At 64.6% G+C, this 16,719-nt stretch carries 19 protein-coding genes and 1 other RNA gene; 12 read left to right on the top strand and 8 right to left on the bottom strand.

The window, feature by feature from the left end; all coding sequences use genetic code 11:
- The first annotated feature begins 72 nt into the window (after positions 1 to 72).
- Positions 73 to 1,194 (top strand): DNA replication/repair protein RecF, encoded by a 1,122-nt coding sequence (recF, locus tag F3H41_RS11715; protein WP_149738852.1) that lies wholly within the window; start codon positions 73 to 75, stop codon positions 1,192 to 1,194.
- A 9-nt stretch (positions 1,195 to 1,203) separates the two neighbouring features.
- Positions 1,204 to 1,986, top strand: coding sequence for a molybdopterin-synthase adenylyltransferase MoeB (gene moeB / locus F3H41_RS11710; RefSeq protein ID WP_244616172.1), 783 nt, complete (start codon positions 1,204 to 1,206; stop codon positions 1,984 to 1,986).
- Between the two features lie 4 nt (positions 1,987 to 1,990).
- Here moeB and F3H41_RS11705 read toward each other — a convergent pair whose 3' ends face one another.
- Positions 1,991 to 2,995 carry a D-glycerate dehydrogenase gene (locus F3H41_RS11705; RefSeq protein WP_149738851.1) on the bottom strand — a complete coding sequence of 335 codons (1,005 nt, stop codon included), beginning with the start codon at positions 2,993 to 2,995 and terminating at the stop codon, positions 1,991 to 1,993.
- A 195-nt stretch (positions 2,996 to 3,190) separates the two neighbouring features.
- Here F3H41_RS11705 and F3H41_RS11700 point away from each other — a divergent pair, with 195 nt between their 5' ends.
- On the top strand, positions 3,191 to 3,727 hold the full coding sequence (locus F3H41_RS11700) for an SH3 domain-containing protein (protein WP_149738850.1): 537 nt from the start codon (positions 3,191 to 3,193) through the stop codon (positions 3,725 to 3,727).
- Between the two features lie 21 nt (positions 3,728 to 3,748).
- On the opposite strand, the gene F3H41_RS11695 is transcribed toward F3H41_RS11700, so the two are convergent.
- On the bottom strand, positions 3,749 to 4,741 hold the full coding sequence (locus tag F3H41_RS11695; protein ID WP_149738849.1) for an adenosine kinase: 993 nt from the start codon (positions 4,739 to 4,741) through the stop codon (positions 3,749 to 3,751).
- A gap of 203 nt (positions 4,742 to 4,944) precedes the next feature.
- On the opposite strand from F3H41_RS11695, the gene F3H41_RS11690 reads away from it, so the two are divergent.
- Entirely contained in the window at positions 4,945 to 5,889 is a 945-nt protein-coding gene (locus F3H41_RS11690; protein ID WP_149738848.1) for an AEC family transporter, read from the top strand.
- A gap of 75 nt (positions 5,890 to 5,964) precedes the next feature.
- Here F3H41_RS11690 and F3H41_RS11685 read toward each other — a convergent pair whose 3' ends face one another.
- Positions 5,965 to 6,675 carry a cytochrome c family protein gene (locus tag F3H41_RS11685; protein WP_149738847.1) on the bottom strand — a complete coding sequence of 237 codons (711 nt, stop codon included), beginning with the start codon at positions 6,673 to 6,675 and terminating at the stop codon, positions 5,965 to 5,967.
- A 155-nt stretch (positions 6,676 to 6,830) separates the two neighbouring features.
- Between F3H41_RS11685 and F3H41_RS11680 the strand changes: the two genes are divergently transcribed.
- The 3 genes from F3H41_RS11680 to F3H41_RS11670 all read left to right on the top strand — a co-directional run bounded on the left by F3H41_RS11680 (position 6,831) and on the right by F3H41_RS11670 (position 8,838).
- On the top strand, positions 6,831 to 7,583 hold the full coding sequence (locus F3H41_RS11680; protein ID WP_149738846.1) for a 3-deoxy-manno-octulosonate cytidylyltransferase: 753 nt from the start codon (positions 6,831 to 6,833) through the stop codon (positions 7,581 to 7,583).
- Between the two features lie 59 nt (positions 7,584 to 7,642).
- On the top strand, positions 7,643 to 8,497 hold the full coding sequence (locus tag F3H41_RS11675) for a prephenate dehydratase (protein WP_149738845.1): 855 nt from the start codon (positions 7,643 to 7,645) through the stop codon (positions 8,495 to 8,497).
- Positions 8,498 to 8,700: 203 nt separating this feature from the next.
- The gene (locus F3H41_RS11670; protein ID WP_149738844.1) at positions 8,701 to 8,838 is read left to right on the top strand and encodes a DUF1127 domain-containing protein; all 138 of its coding nucleotides are present in this window, start codon (positions 8,701 to 8,703) and stop codon (positions 8,836 to 8,838) included.
- Between the two features lie 100 nt (positions 8,839 to 8,938).
- On the opposite strand, the gene F3H41_RS11665 is transcribed toward F3H41_RS11670, so the two are convergent.
- From F3H41_RS11665 to F3H41_RS11650, 4 genes are read right to left on the bottom strand one after another with little or no spacing between them, the layout of a single operon-like run.
- Positions 8,939 to 9,304, bottom strand: a complete 366-nt coding sequence (locus F3H41_RS11665; RefSeq protein WP_149738843.1) for a VOC family protein — start codon at positions 9,302 to 9,304, stop codon at positions 8,939 to 8,941.
- A gap of 46 nt (positions 9,305 to 9,350) precedes the next feature.
- On the bottom strand, positions 9,351 to 10,055 hold the full coding sequence (locus tag F3H41_RS11660) for a YafY family protein (protein WP_149738842.1): 705 nt from the start codon (positions 10,053 to 10,055) through the stop codon (positions 9,351 to 9,353).
- A gap of 16 nt (positions 10,056 to 10,071) precedes the next feature.
- Positions 10,072 to 11,058 carry an NAD(+) diphosphatase gene (gene nudC / locus F3H41_RS11655; RefSeq protein WP_149738841.1) on the bottom strand — a complete coding sequence of 329 codons (987 nt, stop codon included), beginning with the start codon at positions 11,056 to 11,058 and terminating at the stop codon, positions 10,072 to 10,074.
- A complete protein-coding gene (locus F3H41_RS11650; RefSeq protein WP_149738840.1) occupies positions 11,055 to 11,459 on the bottom strand; it encodes an HIT family protein in 405 nt (134 codons plus the stop codon). The genes nudC and F3H41_RS11650 overlap by 4 nt, the downstream gene beginning before the upstream one ends.
- Before the next feature lie 102 nt (positions 11,460 to 11,561).
- Here F3H41_RS11650 and ffs point away from each other — a divergent pair.
- The 3 genes from ffs to F3H41_RS11635 all read left to right on the top strand — a co-directional run bounded on the left by ffs (position 11,562) and on the right by F3H41_RS11635 (position 13,992).
- Positions 11,562 to 11,659: signal recognition particle sRNA small type (gene ffs / locus F3H41_RS11645), an RNA gene on the top strand.
- 63 nt (positions 11,660 to 11,722) lie between these two features.
- Positions 11,723 to 13,621: a DNA polymerase III subunit gamma/tau gene (locus F3H41_RS11640; RefSeq protein ID WP_149738839.1), complete on the top strand. Its 1,899-nt coding sequence runs from the start codon at positions 11,723 to 11,725 to the stop codon at positions 13,619 to 13,621.
- Positions 13,622 to 13,668: 47 nt separating this feature from the next.
- Positions 13,669 to 13,992 carry a YbaB/EbfC family nucleoid-associated protein gene (locus tag F3H41_RS11635; RefSeq protein WP_149738838.1) on the top strand — a complete coding sequence of 108 codons (324 nt, stop codon included), beginning with the start codon at positions 13,669 to 13,671 and terminating at the stop codon, positions 13,990 to 13,992.
- 180 nt (positions 13,993 to 14,172) lie between these two features.
- Here F3H41_RS11635 and F3H41_RS11630 read toward each other — a convergent pair whose 3' ends face one another.
- Complete coding sequence (locus F3H41_RS11630; protein WP_149738837.1) at positions 14,173 to 14,778, bottom strand: MOSC domain-containing protein; 606 nt, start codon at positions 14,776 to 14,778, stop codon at positions 14,173 to 14,175.
- A 56-nt stretch (positions 14,779 to 14,834) separates the two neighbouring features.
- On the opposite strand from F3H41_RS11630, the gene recR reads away from it, so the two are divergent.
- Positions 14,835 to 15,440, top strand: coding sequence for a recombination mediator RecR (recR, locus tag F3H41_RS11625; protein ID WP_149738836.1), 606 nt, complete (start codon positions 14,835 to 14,837; stop codon positions 15,438 to 15,440).
- A gap of 12 nt (positions 15,441 to 15,452) precedes the next feature.
- A complete protein-coding gene (locus F3H41_RS11620; RefSeq protein ID WP_244616171.1) occupies positions 15,453 to 16,718 on the top strand; it encodes a lytic murein transglycosylase in 1,266 nt (421 codons plus the stop codon).
- Position 16,719 lies beyond the last annotated feature (1 nt).

The following is a 16,719-nucleotide window of genomic DNA, read 5'->3' as shown; positions in this document are numbered from 1 at the left end:
CCGCCTCCGGCTTTTTCATGTGATGATGCGGCCCGCAGACCATTCTGCCGAGCGCCGCCGACCCGGAACGACATGGCCAACAGGGTGAGCCTCAGCCGGCTGAAGCTCGGCAATTTCCGCAATTACGAGAGCCTCGCCCTCGATCTCGACGCACGCCATGTGGTGCTGACCGGGGACAATGGCTCGGGCAAGACCAACCTGATGGAGGCCGTCTCCTTCCTGTCGCCGGGACGAGGCCTGCGCCGCGCCGCCTATGGAGACGTCTCGCGTGTCGGCGGCGATGGCGGCTTCACGGTCTTTGCCGAGCTGGAGGGCATGGAGGGCAGTGTCGAGATCGGCACGGGCACGGATCCCGGCGAGGACAGCCAGAGCCGCCGCCTGCGCCTCAATGGCACGCCGGCCCGCACCGTCGAGGAACTGCTGGATCATTGCCGCCTATTGTGGCTGACGCCGGCGATGGACGGGCTCTTCACGGGCACGTCCTCAGAGCGCCGACGCTTTCTCGATCGCCTCGTCCTGTCGCTCGATCCCGAGCACGGCCGGCGCGTGGCCGATTTCGAGCGCGCCATGCGCAGCCGCAACCGCCTGCTCTCCGAGCCCGGCGCCGATCCCGTCTGGCTGACCGGGCTCGAAAAGCAGATGGCCGAACTCGGCGTGGCCATGGCGGTGGCGCGGCGTGAAATGCTGGGGCTTCTGGCCGCCCTCATCGAGCGGCGCCCGCGCGAAACACCCTTCCCGACCGCGTCCTTGACGCTCTCCGGCTTCATGGATGCCCATGCCGGCCCGGCTTTTGAACTTGAGGATGCCTATCTCGATGCGCTGCGCAGCGGGCGATACCGCGATGCGGCGGCCGGGCGAACGCTGGAAGGCCCGCACCGCAGCGACCTCGTGGTCCGCCATCTCGAAAAATCCATGGAGGCCGAGCGCTGCTCGACCGGTGAACAGAAGGCGCTTCTTGTCGGACTCATCCTCGCCCATGCCGAGCTCGTTGCCGACATCACCGGCTTTGCTCCTGTTCTGCTGCTGGATGAAATTGCCGCCCATCTGGACGAGGGCCGCCGCGCCGCCCTCTTCGACCTCATCGACGCCATCGGCGGCCAGGCCTTCATGACGGGGACGGACAAGGCGATGTTTGCGGCACTCCGCGACCGCGCCCGTTTTCTCACCGTTGCCAACGGCACCGTTTCAGGCTGAGATCGCGAGATGACCGAGACAGTTGCATACCCATCCGAGATGGCGCTGGGCGCGGAGGAAATCGAGCGTTACCGCCGCCACATCCTGCTGCCAGAAATCGGCGGTGCCGGCCAGAAGCGACTGAAGGCGGCCCGCGTGCTGGTGATCGGCGCGGGCGGGCTCGGCGCGCCGGTTCTCGCCTATCTCGCGGCCGCGGGCGTCGGCACGCTCGGCATCGTCGATGACGACCGCGTCTCGCTGTCCAATCTCCAGCGTCAGATCATCCATGACACCGGCACGGTGGGTGCGGAAAAGACCGCCAGCGCCACCGCCGCGATCGCCCGGCTCAACCCGCATGTGACGACGATCGCCTTCGAGGAACGTTTCGATGCGGTCTTTGCCGCGCAGCATTTGCCGCGTTTCACGCTTCTCATCGACGGCTCCGACAATTTCTCGACGCGCTACGCCGCCGCCGACGCGGCAGAGACGGCCCGTATTCCACTGGTTACAGGCGCCGTTGGAAGGTTCGATGGCTCCCTGACCGTGCTGAAGCCCTATGAGACGGGTGCGGACGGGCGCCAGAACCCCGGTTACCGCGATATCTTCCCGGAGGCGCCGCCGGATGGCGTCGTGCCCTCTTGCGCGGAGGCCGGCGTGATCGGCACGCTGACCGGTGTCATCGGCACGCTGATGGCCATGGAGGCCGTCAAGCTCATCACCGGTGCCGGCGAGCCGCTGGTGGGGCGCCTCATGCTCTATGACGCGCTTTCGGCCCGCTTCGAGACGATCCGCTACCGCCGCAGAGAGCGTTGACGCCTCACATCCGGTTCGGCAGCACCCGGTCTGGCGGCCGATGGCCGTCGATGAAGGTGCGGATGTTGATCACCACCTTGTCGCCCATGTCGATGCGGCTTTCGAGCGTGGCCGAGCTCATATGCGGCAGCAGGACCACCTTGCCTTCGCCTGCGAGCTTCACGAGCTTGGGGTTCACGGCCGGCTCGTTTTCGAAGACGTCGAGACCGGCGCCGGCAATCTTGCCTTCCTTGATGCACTTGATGAGCGCCGCCTCGTCGATAATGCCGCCGCGTGCGGTGTTGACGATGTAGCTTGTCGGTTGCAGGAGCGCGAGCCGCCGGGCCGAGAGCAGATGGTAGGTCGCCGGCGTCGAGGGGCAGTTGACGGAGACGATATCAACGCGGGCCAGCATCTGGTCGAGGCTGTCCCAATAGGTTGCCTCCAGCTTCTCTTCCGTATCCGGATGCACGCGTTTGCGATTGTGATAGTGGATGGAAAGGCCGAAGGCCTTGGCCCGGCGGGCAACCGCCGTGCCGATGCGACCCATGCCGATGATCCCGATCCGCTTGCCGGCGATGCGGCGGCCGAGCATCCAGGTCGGCGACCAGCCGGCCCAGTCACCCTTGCGATCGGTCAGGATGCGTGCACCCTCCGCCAGCCGGCGCGGCACCGCGAGGATCAGCGCCATTGTCATGTCGGCCGTGTCTTCCGTCAGCACGTTCGGGGTGTTGGTGACGGTGATGCCCTTGCGTGTGGCGGCCTCGATGTCGATGTGATCGACGCCGTTCGAAAAGCTTGCGATCAGCTTCATCTGCGGGCCGGCCGCCTCGATCAGGCTTGCGTCGATCCGGTCCGTGACGGTCGGAACGAGGACGTCGGCGCGCTGCATGGCATCCACAAGCTCGTCCCGCGTGCGGGGCGTATCGTCGATATTGAGCTCGGCATCGAAGAGTTCGCGCATGCGCGTTTCGACCGCGTCCGGCAGTTTGCGGGTAATGTAGACCTTCGGTCTCTTCTTGTTCGTCATGAAACCCCACAGCCCGTTGACGGGTTTTTAACCAAGATGGGTGATCGTTCTCCCCGGAAGCCGCATTTTTTAACAGACCCGTCGGGGAAGACAAACACTTCTCGTGTGTCGCCCCCCTGATCCTTGCGCGACGGTTGCCCGAGGGCCTGTCACTTGCGGCGATGCCCATTGAACGACAACGAAAACGGTTCCGTCATGCGTCGCGTCCTTCGTCTTCTCCCGCTGTGCCTCGCCTCGCTCGTGATGATCGCGCTGCCCGCCGCTGACGCGCTGGCGCAGGTGGCGAAAGGGCCGAGCGGCCTGCCGCTGCCGCGTTTCGTCAGCCTGAAGGCCAAGAGCGTCAACCTGCGCATCGGCCCAAGCATCGATTACGCTGTCTCCTGGCGCTACCTCAAGCCCGGCGTTCCCGTTGAGATCATCCAGGAATACGACAACTGGCGACGCGTGCGCGACGCCGATGGAACGGAAGGCTGGGTCAACCAGGCGCTGCTCTCCGGCAGCCGCACGGCGCTGGCTGCCCCGTGGATGCGCGGCAAGGGCGAGGGCGTCTTCGTCAACATGCGCCGCGAGCCGCAATCGACCAGCAGCATCATCGCCCGCCTGCAGCCAGGCGTGATGATTCACGTGAAGGAATGCAATGGCGACTGGTGCCAAGTCGACACGCAGGGCGTGGAAGGCTGGATCGCGCAGGGCGAGATCTGGGGCGCCTATCCGGGCGAGGCCTTCAAGTAGGCCTGCCCGAGGCGATGCGGTTCAGATCAGGCCTGCCTTGCGGGCCTCGGCGTCGAGCGGCAGCATGGGCCGTGGACCGATCTGGCCGATGACGATGCCGGCCGCGAGGCTGCCGAGCTTGCCGCATGTCGCGAGCGGATAGCCGGCCGTGTAACCGAACAGGAAGCCGGCCGCGTATAGGTCTCCGGCGCCCGTCGTATCCACCACGCGCTCCACCGGCATGGCGTCGATTTCGATGCGCTCCGTCCCCTTCAGAATCACCGAGCCCTCTTCGCTTTTGGTGACCAGCGCCATCTTGCAGTCGGCCGCAATCTTCGACAGCGCCAGCTCGAAGTCTTCGGTCTCGTAAAGCGCCAGCACTTCGGAACGGTTGGCGAAGACGATATCGACCGTGCCAGACCGCATCAGGTCCAGAAATTCGGCTCGGTAGCGGTGAACGCAGAAACTGTCCGACAGCGTCATCGAGACTTCGCGGCCATTCTCGTGGGCAATGCGCGCGGCGGCGCGGATCGCATCCTTGGCGCGCGGCGGGTCCCACAGATAACCCTCGAAATAGGTGATCTTCGCGGACGCCACCACGTCGGCTTCGACATCCTCCGGACCAAGCTCCACGCAGGCGCCGAGATAGGTGTTCATGGACCGCTCGCCGTCCTCGGTGACGAAGATCATCGAGCGCGCCGTCGGCGGCACCTGTGGCAGCGGCTCAGTCTGGAAATGTACGCCGAGGGCGCGGATGTCGTGGGCGAAGATCTCGCCGAGCTGGTCGTTGGCGACCTTGCCGAAATAGGCGGCCCGCCCGCCAAGGCTTGCAACCCCGGCGGCGGTGTTGCCGGCGCTGCCGCCCGAGGCTTCCAGCGCCGGTCCCATGCGGCTGTAGAGCAGTTCGGCCCTCTCGGCATCGATGAGGTTCATGGCCCCCTTGATGATCGCGTTCTCGGTCAGGAACCGGTCGTCGCAGCGGGAAATGATGTCCACGATCGCATTGCCGATCGTCAGAACGTCGAATTGGCTCATAAGGGAAATCCGTCGCCGTCAAAGGGGAAGTACGGTTCCCCGTCTTAACGGAATTCTCGCCAAGGGAAAGGGGCTTGGCGGAGCCGGAACGATGAGCTTGCGCTCTTATCACGGAAATCCGCGCAGTCGCCGCGGCCATCGGTGTTTCACTCGCGGGAGCTTATCCGGTAAGGCTGCTGCATCGCAAAGCTGCAGGTCCGTTCATGTCGCTCATCTTCCTCAACGTCGTCCCTCTCTTCGTGCTGATCCTTACGGGCTGGCTGATCGTCCGGTTTCGCTACCTGCCGGAGACGGTGGGGCAGGCGCTTGGTGATTTCGTGTTTCGCGTTGCGGTTCCGGTGCTGCTGTTCCGCACGATCGCGGAGGCCGATTTCTCCGATGGCTCGCCCTGGCGCCTGTGGGCCGCCTATTTCTTCGGCGTCTTCGTGACATGGACGCTCGGCAATCTTATCGCCACGCTCGGTTTCGGCCGTGATGCCCGTATCGGCGTTCTCGCCGGCGTCTCTTCGGCCTTTGCCAACACGGTTTTCATCGGTCTGCCGCTGGTATCGCGTGTTGTGGGGGAGCATGGTATCGTGGCCGTCTCCATCCTGCTTTCCGTGCATCTGCCGGTGATGATGATTGCCGGCACCATCCTGATGGAGCGTGCCGACCGCAAGGTAACCGGTGCGTCACCAAGACCGATCGTCGCAATTCTTGCGGATATCGCCCGCAATCTGGTGAAGAACCCGCTGGTCATTGGCCTCCTCTGCGGGGCAATCGTCCAGCAACTGGGGCTCGGCATGCCGGTGCCGTTAAAGTCGGTTGTCGACCAGTTGGCCGGAATGGCCGCGCCGGCCGCGCTGATTTCGATCGGCATGGCGCTCGACCGCTACGGTATCCGCGGCAATATCGGCCTTTCTGCCGCGACAAGCCTTCTGAAGCTCGCCGTCTTTCCGGCCGTGGTGCTCGTCGCCTGCCGGATGCTCGGCATTGATGCAGCCTGGACGCAGGCGCTGGTTCTCACAGCGGCGGTGCCAACGGGCGTCAATGCCTGGCTGATCGCCAATCACTTCAATGTCGGCCACGGCCTCGCCTCGTCCACCATCACGCTCACAACCGCATTCGGTGTCGTCAGCGTGTCGGCTTGGGCCTATTTTTTGCTTTGAAGACACCGGTCGCCTAAACGAAAACACCCGGCCGCAAGGCCGGGTGCATGAGAGACGTCCGATAAGATGGATCGTTTACGGCTGCGTAGCCGGAGCCTGACCTTCGGTAGCCGGAGCCTGTTCCGTGGTTGCGGGGGCCTGTTCGGTTGCAGCGGGAGCCTGTTGCGTGGTCGCCGGGGCCTGTTCGGTTGCAGCCGGGGCTTCAGCGCCTGCGGCGGGCTCGGTGCTTGCGGCGGACGCATCCGGCAGGGGAGCGGGCGTGTCGGCCTGGTTGCGCATGTAGGCGATCAGATTGGCGCGCTCATCCGGCTTCTTGATACCGGCAAAGCCCATGGCGGTGCCCGGAACGTGCTTCTTCGGCGCCTCGATGAAATAGCTGAGGTGGTCGTAGTCCCAGACGACCTTGCCACCTTCGGAGAAGGTCTTCATGCCGGCCGAATATGAAAAGCCCTCATGCGAGGCGATCGGGCGGTTGACGACGCCATAAAGGTTTGGACCGACCTTGTTCGGCCCCCCCTTGCTGATGTCATGACAGCTCGCGCACTTCTTGAACACAGTCTCGCCGGCTGCGGCATCGGCAGATGCCAGGAGCGGGCCGATCGCGACTTCCGCAGCTTCGCCGCTGGCCGCTTCACCGGCAGCCGGCGCTTCCTCGGCAATGATCGCGTACCCCGGCTTTTCCGGCGCCGGCGAATGGAAAAGGCCTTCCGAGGCGATGGACACGGACATCAGCACGAAGACCGTTCCCAAAAAGGCCCCCAAGCCCATGTTCACATAAGAGTTCATCTCAAAAAGCTCCCTTCCCAGCCGCCCGGCGCAAACACGCGGCCCATCTTGAATTCGCGCGGAACCTATGTCTTTTGGCTCCTTGTTGCAACAGGAATGGCGCCCTCCCTGTTGAGACCAATTGCCACTTCTGCCCGGATTTTAAAGGCCTGTCCATGCCGCAATCTGACAACGACAAGACCCTTGTGCTCATTCCCGCGCGAATGGCCTCGACACGCCTGCCTGGCAAGCCGCTCGCCGATATCTGCGGTGCCCCGATGATTGTGCAGGTCGCCCGTCGTGCCGCCGAGGCGAAGATGGGCCGCGTCGTGGTGGCGGTCGATGATCCTGCCGTGTTCGATGCCGTAAAATCCGCCGGCTTCGAGGTCGTCATGACCCGCGCCGACCACCAGTCCGGCTCCGATCGCATCTTCGAGGCGCTCGAGGCCGTTGATCCCGAGCACCGTGTCGACTTCGTCATCAATGTGCAGGGCGATCTGCCCACCATCGAGCCGGAGACGATCCGCGCGGTGATGCGTCCCTTCGCGGTCGCCGACGTCGATATCGCCACGCTGACGGTCGAGATCGACGACGAGGAGGAGAAGACCAATCCGAATGTCGTGAAGGTGGTCGGCGCGCCCCTTTCGGACGCCCGCCTTCGCGCCCTCTATTTCACCCGCGCCACCGCCCCCCATGGCAAGGGGCCGCTCTACCATCACATCGGTCTTTACGCCTATCGCCGCGCCGCGCTGGAGCGCTTCGTTTCGCTCGCCCCCTCCGCACTCGAAAAGCGGGAATCGCTGGAGCAGTTGCGGGCGCTGGAAGCGGGAATGCGCATCGACGTGGAGATCGTCACCGCCGTTCCGCTCGGGGTCGATACGCCGGCGGACCTCGAAAAGGCGCGCCGCATCCTCACCGCCCGGGCCTGATCGGTCCCGCCTTCGGCTTTTCCCTTCACCCATGCCCCTCTGACAAGCAGGCCACCGCCATGACAGCCAAGACCAACAGGATCGCCTTCCAGGGCGAATTCGGCGCCAACTCCGACATGGCGAGCCGCGACATGTTTCCGCAGATGGAGCCGCTGCCCTGCCAGACCTTCGAGGATGCCTTCCTGGCGGTGGAGAATGGCGAGGCCGATATTGCGATGATCCCGATCGAGAACACGATCGCCGGACGCGTCGCCGATATCCATCACCTCCTGCCGGAATCGCGCCTGCATATCATCGGCGAATATTTCATGCCGATCCGCTTCCAACTCATGGTCCTGCCGGGCGTGCGCCACGAAGAGGTACGCACCGTCCACAGCCACATCCACGCGCTCGGCCAGTGCCGGAAGATCGTGCGCGCCAATGGCTGGAAGCCGGTGATCGCCGGCGATACGGCGGGCGCCGCAAAGCTGGTCGCCGAGACCGGTGACCGCAGCATGGCCGCGCTCGCCCCGCGCCTTGCGGCCGACCTCTACGGTCTCGAGATCATCGAGGAAAATGTCGAGGATCTCGAAAGCAACGTCACGCGATTCGTTGTTCTCTCGCGCAAGGAAAGCGTCATCGAGCGCAAACGCGACGACGACCGCATCGTCACCACCTTCGTCTTCAATGTCCGCAACATCCCGGCCGCCCTCTACAAGGCGCTCGGCGGCTTTGCGACGAACGGGATCAACATGACGAAGCTCGAAAGCTACCAGATCGGTGGCAAGTTCATCGCCACCCAGTTCTATGCCGATATCGAGGGGCACCCGGATGACGCCAATGTGCGCCGGGCGCTGGAGGAACTGAAATTCTTCTCCGAAAAGGTCCGCATTCTCGGCGCCTATCCCGCCCATCCGATGCGCGGAACGCTGTGAGCAATTTTTAGGCGCCGGTAGCGCCCAGTCTCTTTTTCGATCAATCGCAAAAAGGCCGCAACCCTTAAGGATCGCGGCCTTTTTGGCGTTCGTCATTAACCCGGTACGCTGCAAATGCATGCCTAATTTGCAATCATCGCGCTGCTGATTTTTGGGCAGTTCGGCTATGTTCCGGCCATACAAGATAGAAAGAGGAAACGGCCATGAACTTCCGTACCAAGATCAATGAATTTGTCGCCCAGCGCCGCGCTGTCCGCGAACTGAACCGCCTCAGCGACCACGAGCTGGCCGACATCGGCATCTCCCGCTCGCAGATCCGCAGTGCCGTATACGGCCGCTGATACAATGCCTGCGCCGCCGGTTGGCAGCGCTAGGCGTTTAGAGGACTGAGACGCTCCTGGCCGGCTTTGCCGGCCTTTTGCGTTTCTGGAAGGCCGCCCTTCACTCGTCGATGAGGCAGACCCGCAGGCGGTGACCATCTGGATCGAGCGCGACGAAGGTCGGGCCGAATTCGAAGCGGGTCAGCGGCTGGACGAAGGTCAGGCCCTTGTCCTGCCAGTCTCGGTAGCAAGCCTCCACGGCCGCATCTCCCGCCACCATGAAGGCGATTTCGGTCGCGTCGTCGCCATGCGGATGGATCAGCGCCGTCGATGCCTTGGAAAGCAGGCCGAGCGACAGGCCGTTGTCGAAATTAAAGGCCGCATAGCCGGGCGAAAGCGCGCGGGCCGGCTGGCCAAAGAGATCGGCGTAAAAGGCAGCGCTGGCGACGGTGTCGGCGACATAGAGGATCATCAGGTTCGGTGTCATGTCAGGGTCTCCTTGGTTGGGATCCCTGGTCTAGGCCGAGCCAGTGTCAGTTTCCGTCAGCAGTCTTGTCGTCGATGCGGGCTCGCTCGTCCCGCCATTCCTTCAACAGAACCTGTCGCCGCCTTGGATAGCGCTCGCCTGTATTGACGGCTTCCAGCATGCGGTCGGCGCGAAAATGCCGGAGTTCCTGCCGCAGCTCGCACCAGCCGGCCACCACGCGCACTTCCTCGAAAAAGCCGAGCGCAAAGGGCCAGATGATGCGCTCCGAGCGCCGGCCCGACAGATCCTCATAGGAAAGCCGCACCTTCTGCTCGTTGCGGATCGCGGCGCGGAACAGGCCGATGTCGATCCGATCCTGACGCGCGCGTGGCGGACCGACGAGGAGGGTGGAGCCGTCGAGCTCCTCGCGCAGCGCCGCCGGCAGGACGGCAGCGATTTTCGAAAGCGCTTCCTCGGCCGCAACTGACAGCGAAGCATCCGCCCGCCGCGCCACCCAGCGAGAGCCGAGTACCAGCGCCTCGATCTCCTCGACGGAAAACATCATCGGCGGCAGGAGGAAACCAGGGCGCAGCACATAGCCGATGCCGGCCTCGCCCTCGATCGGCGCGCCCTGCGCCTGAAGGCTTGAAATGTCGCGATAGAGCGTGCGCAGGCTGACGCCGGTTTCCTCGGCGAGCGCACGCCCGCTAACCGGCATGCGATGCCGGCGCAGGACCTGGATCAGCGCGAGAAGCCGCTCGGAGCGCGTCATGGCCGGATCAACGCCCTCACCCCGTCCGGCCCCAGTCCAGCCAGTCGCGCATCAGCCGGTGGGCGATGGCGCCCTTGGGCGGCGGAACGGTGTGACCTTCTGCCCCGGCAACGCCGGTGACGCGCTCCAGCATGGCCGCGGTCTCCTCGCGCGTGAACCAGCGGCAATCCTCGAGTTCCTGCTCGTCGCGCTTGATCTCGGTGTTTTTTGCCTCCGCATAGCAGCCGATCATCAAGCTGTGCGGCATCGGCCAGGGTTGCGAGGCATGATAGCGCACTCGTCCGATGTGAATGCCGGATTCCTCCAGCGTTTCACGGCGCACGGCATTTTCGATGGTCTCGCCCGGCTCCAGGAAGCCGGCGAGACAGGAATACATGCCCTCCGGAAAATGATGGCCGCGGCCGAGCAGGCAGAGGTCCCGTTCGAGATCGACCGTCAGCATGATGACGACCGGGTCGGTGCGCGGAAACGAAAGATTGCCGCAGGCGGGGCACGACCGGCGATAGCCGCCGCCCTTCGGCTCCATCTGCCCGCCGCACTTGCCACAGAACCGGTTCGCCGCCGCCCAGCTGATCAGGCTGGAGGCCTGCGCGAACTGGCCGAGCACGTCTTCCGGCAGCATCTGCTGGCGATAGACCGTGCGCCCGTCCGTCAGCTTGAAATCCTTCGGCAGGTCCTCCTCCGTCAGCCCGACGGGCACGGCAAGGCGCGGCTCGCCGTTCGGCAGGAAGCCGAGCAGGATGGCCTCATCGAGATCGGGCTTGAGATCGGCAAGCTCGTAGGGCGCAAACAGCGGGTCGACGATCTTCTCGTCGTGCTTCACCACCAGCCGCCCGCCGGCGAAGGCGAAGACATGGGCGCCGGGCGTGGCGAATGCCTTTTCGAGGCAGTCCTCGGCGCGGTGCTCGGACTGGCGGTCGAGATTGTTTTCCGCAAAGGCAACCAGCGTGCTGGGCTCCAGATGCGGGTTCTGCCGGTCGAAGATGGAAAGAGGTGCGCTCATAGCCGCTCCAGAAAGTGGGTCTTCAACGTTTCGAGGGCGGCAGCGTCACGATGCTCCGGCGTGCCGAACCCCCAGACGGGGCCCGGCCAGGCGGGATCACCCTCGCTGCGCGCGATGACATGAATATGGAGCTGGCGAATGATGTTGCCCAGCGCGCCGATGTTGATCTTCGTCGCGCCGGTCAGGTCCTTCAAAAGCGTGGCGACCCGGGCGGTCTCCACAGCAATAAGGGCCTGATCCTCAGCGGTGAGGTCGAAGATCTCCGATAGTCCGGCGCGGCGCGGCACCAGCAGCAGCCAGGGCCAGCGCCCGTCGCGCATCAGCCGCAGCTCACACAGCGACAGCATGGCAACGGGCACGCTGTCGGTGGCAAGGCGATCGTCCAGTGTGAAAGTGTCCATCGCTTCCCCGCATGGTCATGGCATGAAACTGCTTCGCGCGCCTTCGCAGTTTTTTCAAGGCTCGGCTTGCATTTGCCCGCGAGATTGCCGATATGGAGCGCGGGAGGTTGGTGGTGGACGAGCCACTCGCCAACCGGGTCAGGTCCGGAAGGAAGCAGCCCCAACGAGCTCCGGCACGGGTCGCCGTGCCAGCCTCCCACCCGTTCCCGTCCTGTCGCGGGACAGTTGAAAAGCAGCCATTCGGCATGGATTCGGCAGGGGCGATGAGCGAAGACGCACCCCAGGACGCAGCGTTGGCGACGCAGACGCGGCAAAGCGGCTATCGCGTTCTGGCGCGCAAATATCGCCCCAAGGATTTCTCGGACCTCATGGTCGGCCAGGAGCCGATGGTCCGCACCCTTACCAACGCTTTCGAAACCGGCCGCATCGCGCAGGCCTATATGCTGACCGGCGTTCGCGGCGTCGGGAAGACGACGACGGCCCGTATTCTGGCCCGCGCCCTGAACTACAAGACCGCCGAAATCGACCGCCCGACCATCGACCTTCGCGTGCCCGGCGAGCACTGTCAGGCCATCATGGAAGGCCGCCATGTCGACGTGATCGAGATGGACGCCGCCTCCCACACGGGTATCGACGATATCAGGGAGATCATCGAGCAGGTTCGCTACCGCCCGGTCTCGGCGCGCTACAAGGTCTACATCATCGACGAAGTGCACATGCTCTCGACGCAGGCCTTCAACGGCCTGTTGAAGACGCTCGAAGAGCCGCCGGAGCATGTGAAATTCATCTTCGCCACCACCGAAATCCGTAAGGTTCCGATCACGGTGCTGTCGCGCTGCCAGCGCTTCGACCTGCGCCGCATCTCGGCCTCCGATCTCGTCGGCCTCTTCACGACGATCCTCGAAAAGGAAGGCGTGCCGGCGGAAGCCGAAGCGCTCGCCATGGTCGCCCGTGCGGCGGAAGGCTCGGCCCGTGACGGCCTGTCGCTGCTCGACCAGGCGATTGCTCACGGCAATGGCAAGGTGGAGGCGCTAACGGTGCGCGCCATGCTGGGCCTTGCTGACCGCGCCCGCATCGTCGATCTCTTTGAACACGTCGCGAAGGGCGATGTCGCCGCGGCCCTCGGCGAATTTGCCGCGCAATACGAGGCGGGTGCCACGCCGAACGTCGTGCTGACCGACCTTGCCGATTTCACCCATCTCGTCACCCGCATGAAATTCGTGGCGGACGCGGCGGAAGACCCTTCCCTCAGCGAAGTCGAGCGCCGCCGCGGCGCCGAGTTTGCCGCTACCGTTCCGGTCAGCGCGCTCTCGCGCATGTGGCAGATGCTGCTGAAGGGCATTCCCGAAACGGAAAATGCCTCACGCCCGGCCGGCGCGGCCGAAATGGTCCTCATTCGCCTTGCCCACGCAGCCAATCTGCCGGCACCCGAAGATGCGGTGCGGCGCCTGCTGGAGATCGAGGCCGGCGCCTCCCCGGCCGGAAACGGCGGCGCGCGTCCGTCGGGCGGCGGCGCTTCTGCCATAACGGTCGGGCAGAGCGCGACGGCACGCGCCAGCACGATGACATCCGCCGACCGCAGTCCCTCCGGCGCGCCGTCCATGATGGCCGCGGGCGAGGGCGGTCGTCCGACGCTCGTCAGCGTCGGCGAGGCCCGCGCCGAGGCCGCGCCGCGCCAGGCGGCAAAGCCGCAGCCGTCGGTTCCTGTCACCTCGGCGGCTGATATCGTCGAGCTCTGCGCCCGCAACCGCGACATCCGCATGAAGACGCTGACGCGCAACTATCTGCGCCTCGTGCGGATCGAGCCCGGCCGCCTTGAACTCAATCTCGCCGAAGATGCCCCGAAGACTTTTGTCGGCGAGTTGCAGAAGCGGCTGGAGGACTGGACCGGCATCCGCTGGATGGTCATCGTCAGCCGCGAGGCGGGGGAGGCGACGCCTGCCGAACAGGAAAACCAAGCGCAGGAAAAGCGCGTCAGCGACGCCCGGCAGGATCCGGATGTGGCGGCCATTCTCGCGAGGTTCCCCGGAGCGAAGATCACCGACGTGCGCATCAAGCGCAGCGAAGCGGAGACTGACGTCGACGGCGACGATGTGCGCCTGCCGGCCGCCGCCGAAAGCGCCGAAGGCGATATTCTGCCTGGCGACGATATCGACTTTTAGCCGGCCACATATTACCGGTTTCGAGATTTCACAGAAGGGATGACGACATGCGCGACCTCATGGGCATGATGGGTAAAGTCAAGGAAATGCAGGCCAAGATGGAGAAGATGCAGGCGGAAATCGCCGCCATCGAAATCGACGGCGCGGCCGGCGGTGGCCTCGTCACCCTGCGTATTGACGGCAAGGGCAACCTGAAGAGCCTCAAGATCGATCCCAGCCTCTTCAAGGAAGACGAGGTCGAAATCCTCGAAGACCTGATCGTGGCCGCCCACAAGGATGCCAAGGACAAGGCCGAGGCAGTCACTGCCGAAAAGACCCGCGAACTCACCGCCGGCCTGCCCATCCCGCCGGGCATGAAGTTCCCGTTCTGAGGGGGTGGGAGAGAAGGCTTTAGCGCCTTCCTGTTTGCAAGCAGTGCTCTGCCTCCTCCGTCATCCTCGGGCTTGACCCGAGGATCCATTCCGAGGTTGCGGCGTGGATGGTCGGGTCTAGCCCGACCATGATGGACAGGGAACGCCGACGGCGAGAGATTTTCCCGCAGCGGTCACCCCTCACGAAATCTTCGCCCTGATCTTCGCATTCACCGGCGTTGCCAGATAGCGGGCAAACTTCTCCTGCGGAATGCGGCCGTAGTCGTCCATGAACTCCGCCATGCCGATACGCTCGCCAGCGAAGGGCGCGTAGGTGACGTTCTGTCCCGCTTCCAGCATGCCGCCCGAAATCACACGGGTGTAGATGCCGGGACGCTCGGCCTTCAGGTAGCGCTTCACCATCATCGGATCGTCCATATGGGCGGCAAAGGTGGCGCAGGGACTGCGTGCCGACGTTGCCTCCAGGATGACATCGCCGATGGTGAAGCGGTCGCCGATCGCCACGTCGCGGTTGTCGAGGCCTGAGATGACGAGGTTTTCGCCGAAGGTGCCGGGCTCCAGCGCACGCCCGAGTTCCTGCGCCCACCACGCAAGCGTCTCCCCGCCTTCGATATAGACGGCCTGTTCGGGCCCGCCATGGTGCTTGCGGTTGATGATCGCATCGCCGACGAGCCCTTCGCTGTCCAGCATGACAGGACCCGTCACCGGTGCCTTGGCGATCCCGGTCTTGTAGCTCTTGCCGGGCAGCTTGCGGGCCTGCCCGATGCAGACGGCGAGGATTTTCATGGGTGTGCTCCAGCAGGCGATTCCTTCGCCCCACCTTATCAGGTAAAACCCGCCCCATGGCAAAACGAGTCACTGGCCCCGAAATCGAAAAACTCATCCAGCTTCTGGCGAAGGTGCCGGGCCTCGGGCCGCGCTCGGCGCGCCGGGCGGCGCTGCATCTCATCAAGAAGAAGGAGCAACTGCTGGGTCCGCTCGCCGGCGCCATGGGCGAAGCCTATGACAAGGTGCGCATCTGCTCCTGCTGTGGCAATGTCGATACCGTCGATCCCTGCACCGTCTGCACCGATCCGCGCCGCGACGCCTCCGTGATCATCGTCGTCGAGGATGTCGCCGACCTCTGGGCGCTGGAGCGCGCCGGCGCCATGAGCGCAGCCTACCACGTGCTCGGTGGCACGCTTTCGCCGCTGGACGGTGTCGGTCCTGACGATCTCAACATTCGCGGTCTCGTCGACCGGGTTGCAGGCGGCACGGTGCGCGAGTTGATCATCGCCGTCAACGCGACGGTCGAGGGACAGGCGACGGCCCATTACATCACCGACCGTCTCGAAGGCTTCGAGGTGAAGATCACGCGGCTCGCCCATGGCGTTCCCGTCGGCGGCGAGCTCGACTATCTCGACGAGGGAACGTTGACCGCCGCGCTGCGCGCCCGCACTGCTGTTTGAGGACATGCCCCGATGATGACGTCCATCCGCACCCGTCTTGCCCGCCTCGCGGGTGCAGTCGCCCTGCTGGCGACCATAGCGCTGCCGGTCACGGCCGCCGCCCAGTCGCGCGAGAACGTGGAAAAGCAGTTCCGCGCCTGGCTGCAAAGCGATGTCTGGCCGGAAGCCAAGGCATCCGGCATCTCGCAAAAGACCTTCGAGGCGGCCGCCGCGCAAATCCGCATCAACTGGGACCTGCCGGACCTCGTGCCGCCGGGTTCAAAGCCACAAAAGGACCGCAAGCAGAGCCAGGCGGAATTCTCCTCGCCCGGCGCCTATTTCTCCGAAAAGCGGCTGCAGGGCCTCGCCGCCACCGGTCGATCACTGGCGCAGGCCAATGCCGGCGTGCTGAAGCGCATCGAGAGAACCTATGGCGTGCCAAGTCCCGTGATCCTCGCCATCTGGGGTCGCGAATCCGGCTATGGACGCGCGAAGATCCCGCATAACGTCGTGGACGTTCTCGCCACCAAGGCCTTCATGTCGACGCGGCCGGAGCTGTTCCGCCGAGAACTGATCGCCGCGCTGCACATTCTCGAAAGCGGCGATGTGCGCGAGGAAGACATGCGCGGCTCCTGGGCCGGCGCCATGGGCCAGCCGCAGTTTTTGCCCTCGAGTTTCCTGCAATATGCCGTCGATTTCGATGGCGACGGCCGGCGGGATATCTGGAATTCGACGCCGGATGCGCTGGCCTCCATTGCCAATTACCTGTCGAAGAAGGGCTGGCAGAATGGCCGCGACTGGGGCTTCGAGGTGACGATCCCGGCTTCCGTCTCCTGCGCGCAGGAAGGGCCCGATCTCGCCCGCCCGATTGCCGAGTGGGCGGCAACGGGAATCCAGCGCGTTTCCGGCAAAGGCTTCCCGTCGGGCGAGCTCAAGGCCAAGGGCATGATGCTGGTGCCAGCCGGCCGCAGCGGGCCGGAATTCGTGGTGACGCCGAATTTTTATGTCATCAAGGAATACAACAATTCCGACCTCTACGCGCTCTTCATCGGCAACCTTGCAGACCGCATCGGCTCGGGCGGCGGCGCCTTTCGTGGCGCCTGGGGCAATGTCGGTTCGCTCCTGAGATCCGATGTGGCGTCCATGCAGAAGGCGCTCGAAAAGAAGGGCTACGATGTCGGCGGCAGCGATGGCCTGCCCGGCTACAAGACCCGCCGCGCCATCGGCGACTGGCAGGCGAAAAACGGCCTTCCGTCGACCTGCTATCCTTCCGAGAGCCTCAAGGGCCGCATCCGATAAG

This window comes from Rhizobium sp. RU20A (genome assembly GCF_900155885.1).
GTDB lineage: Bacteria > Pseudomonadota > Alphaproteobacteria > Rhizobiales > Rhizobiaceae > RU20A.
This window is presented reverse-complemented; position numbering and strand designations above follow the sequence as displayed.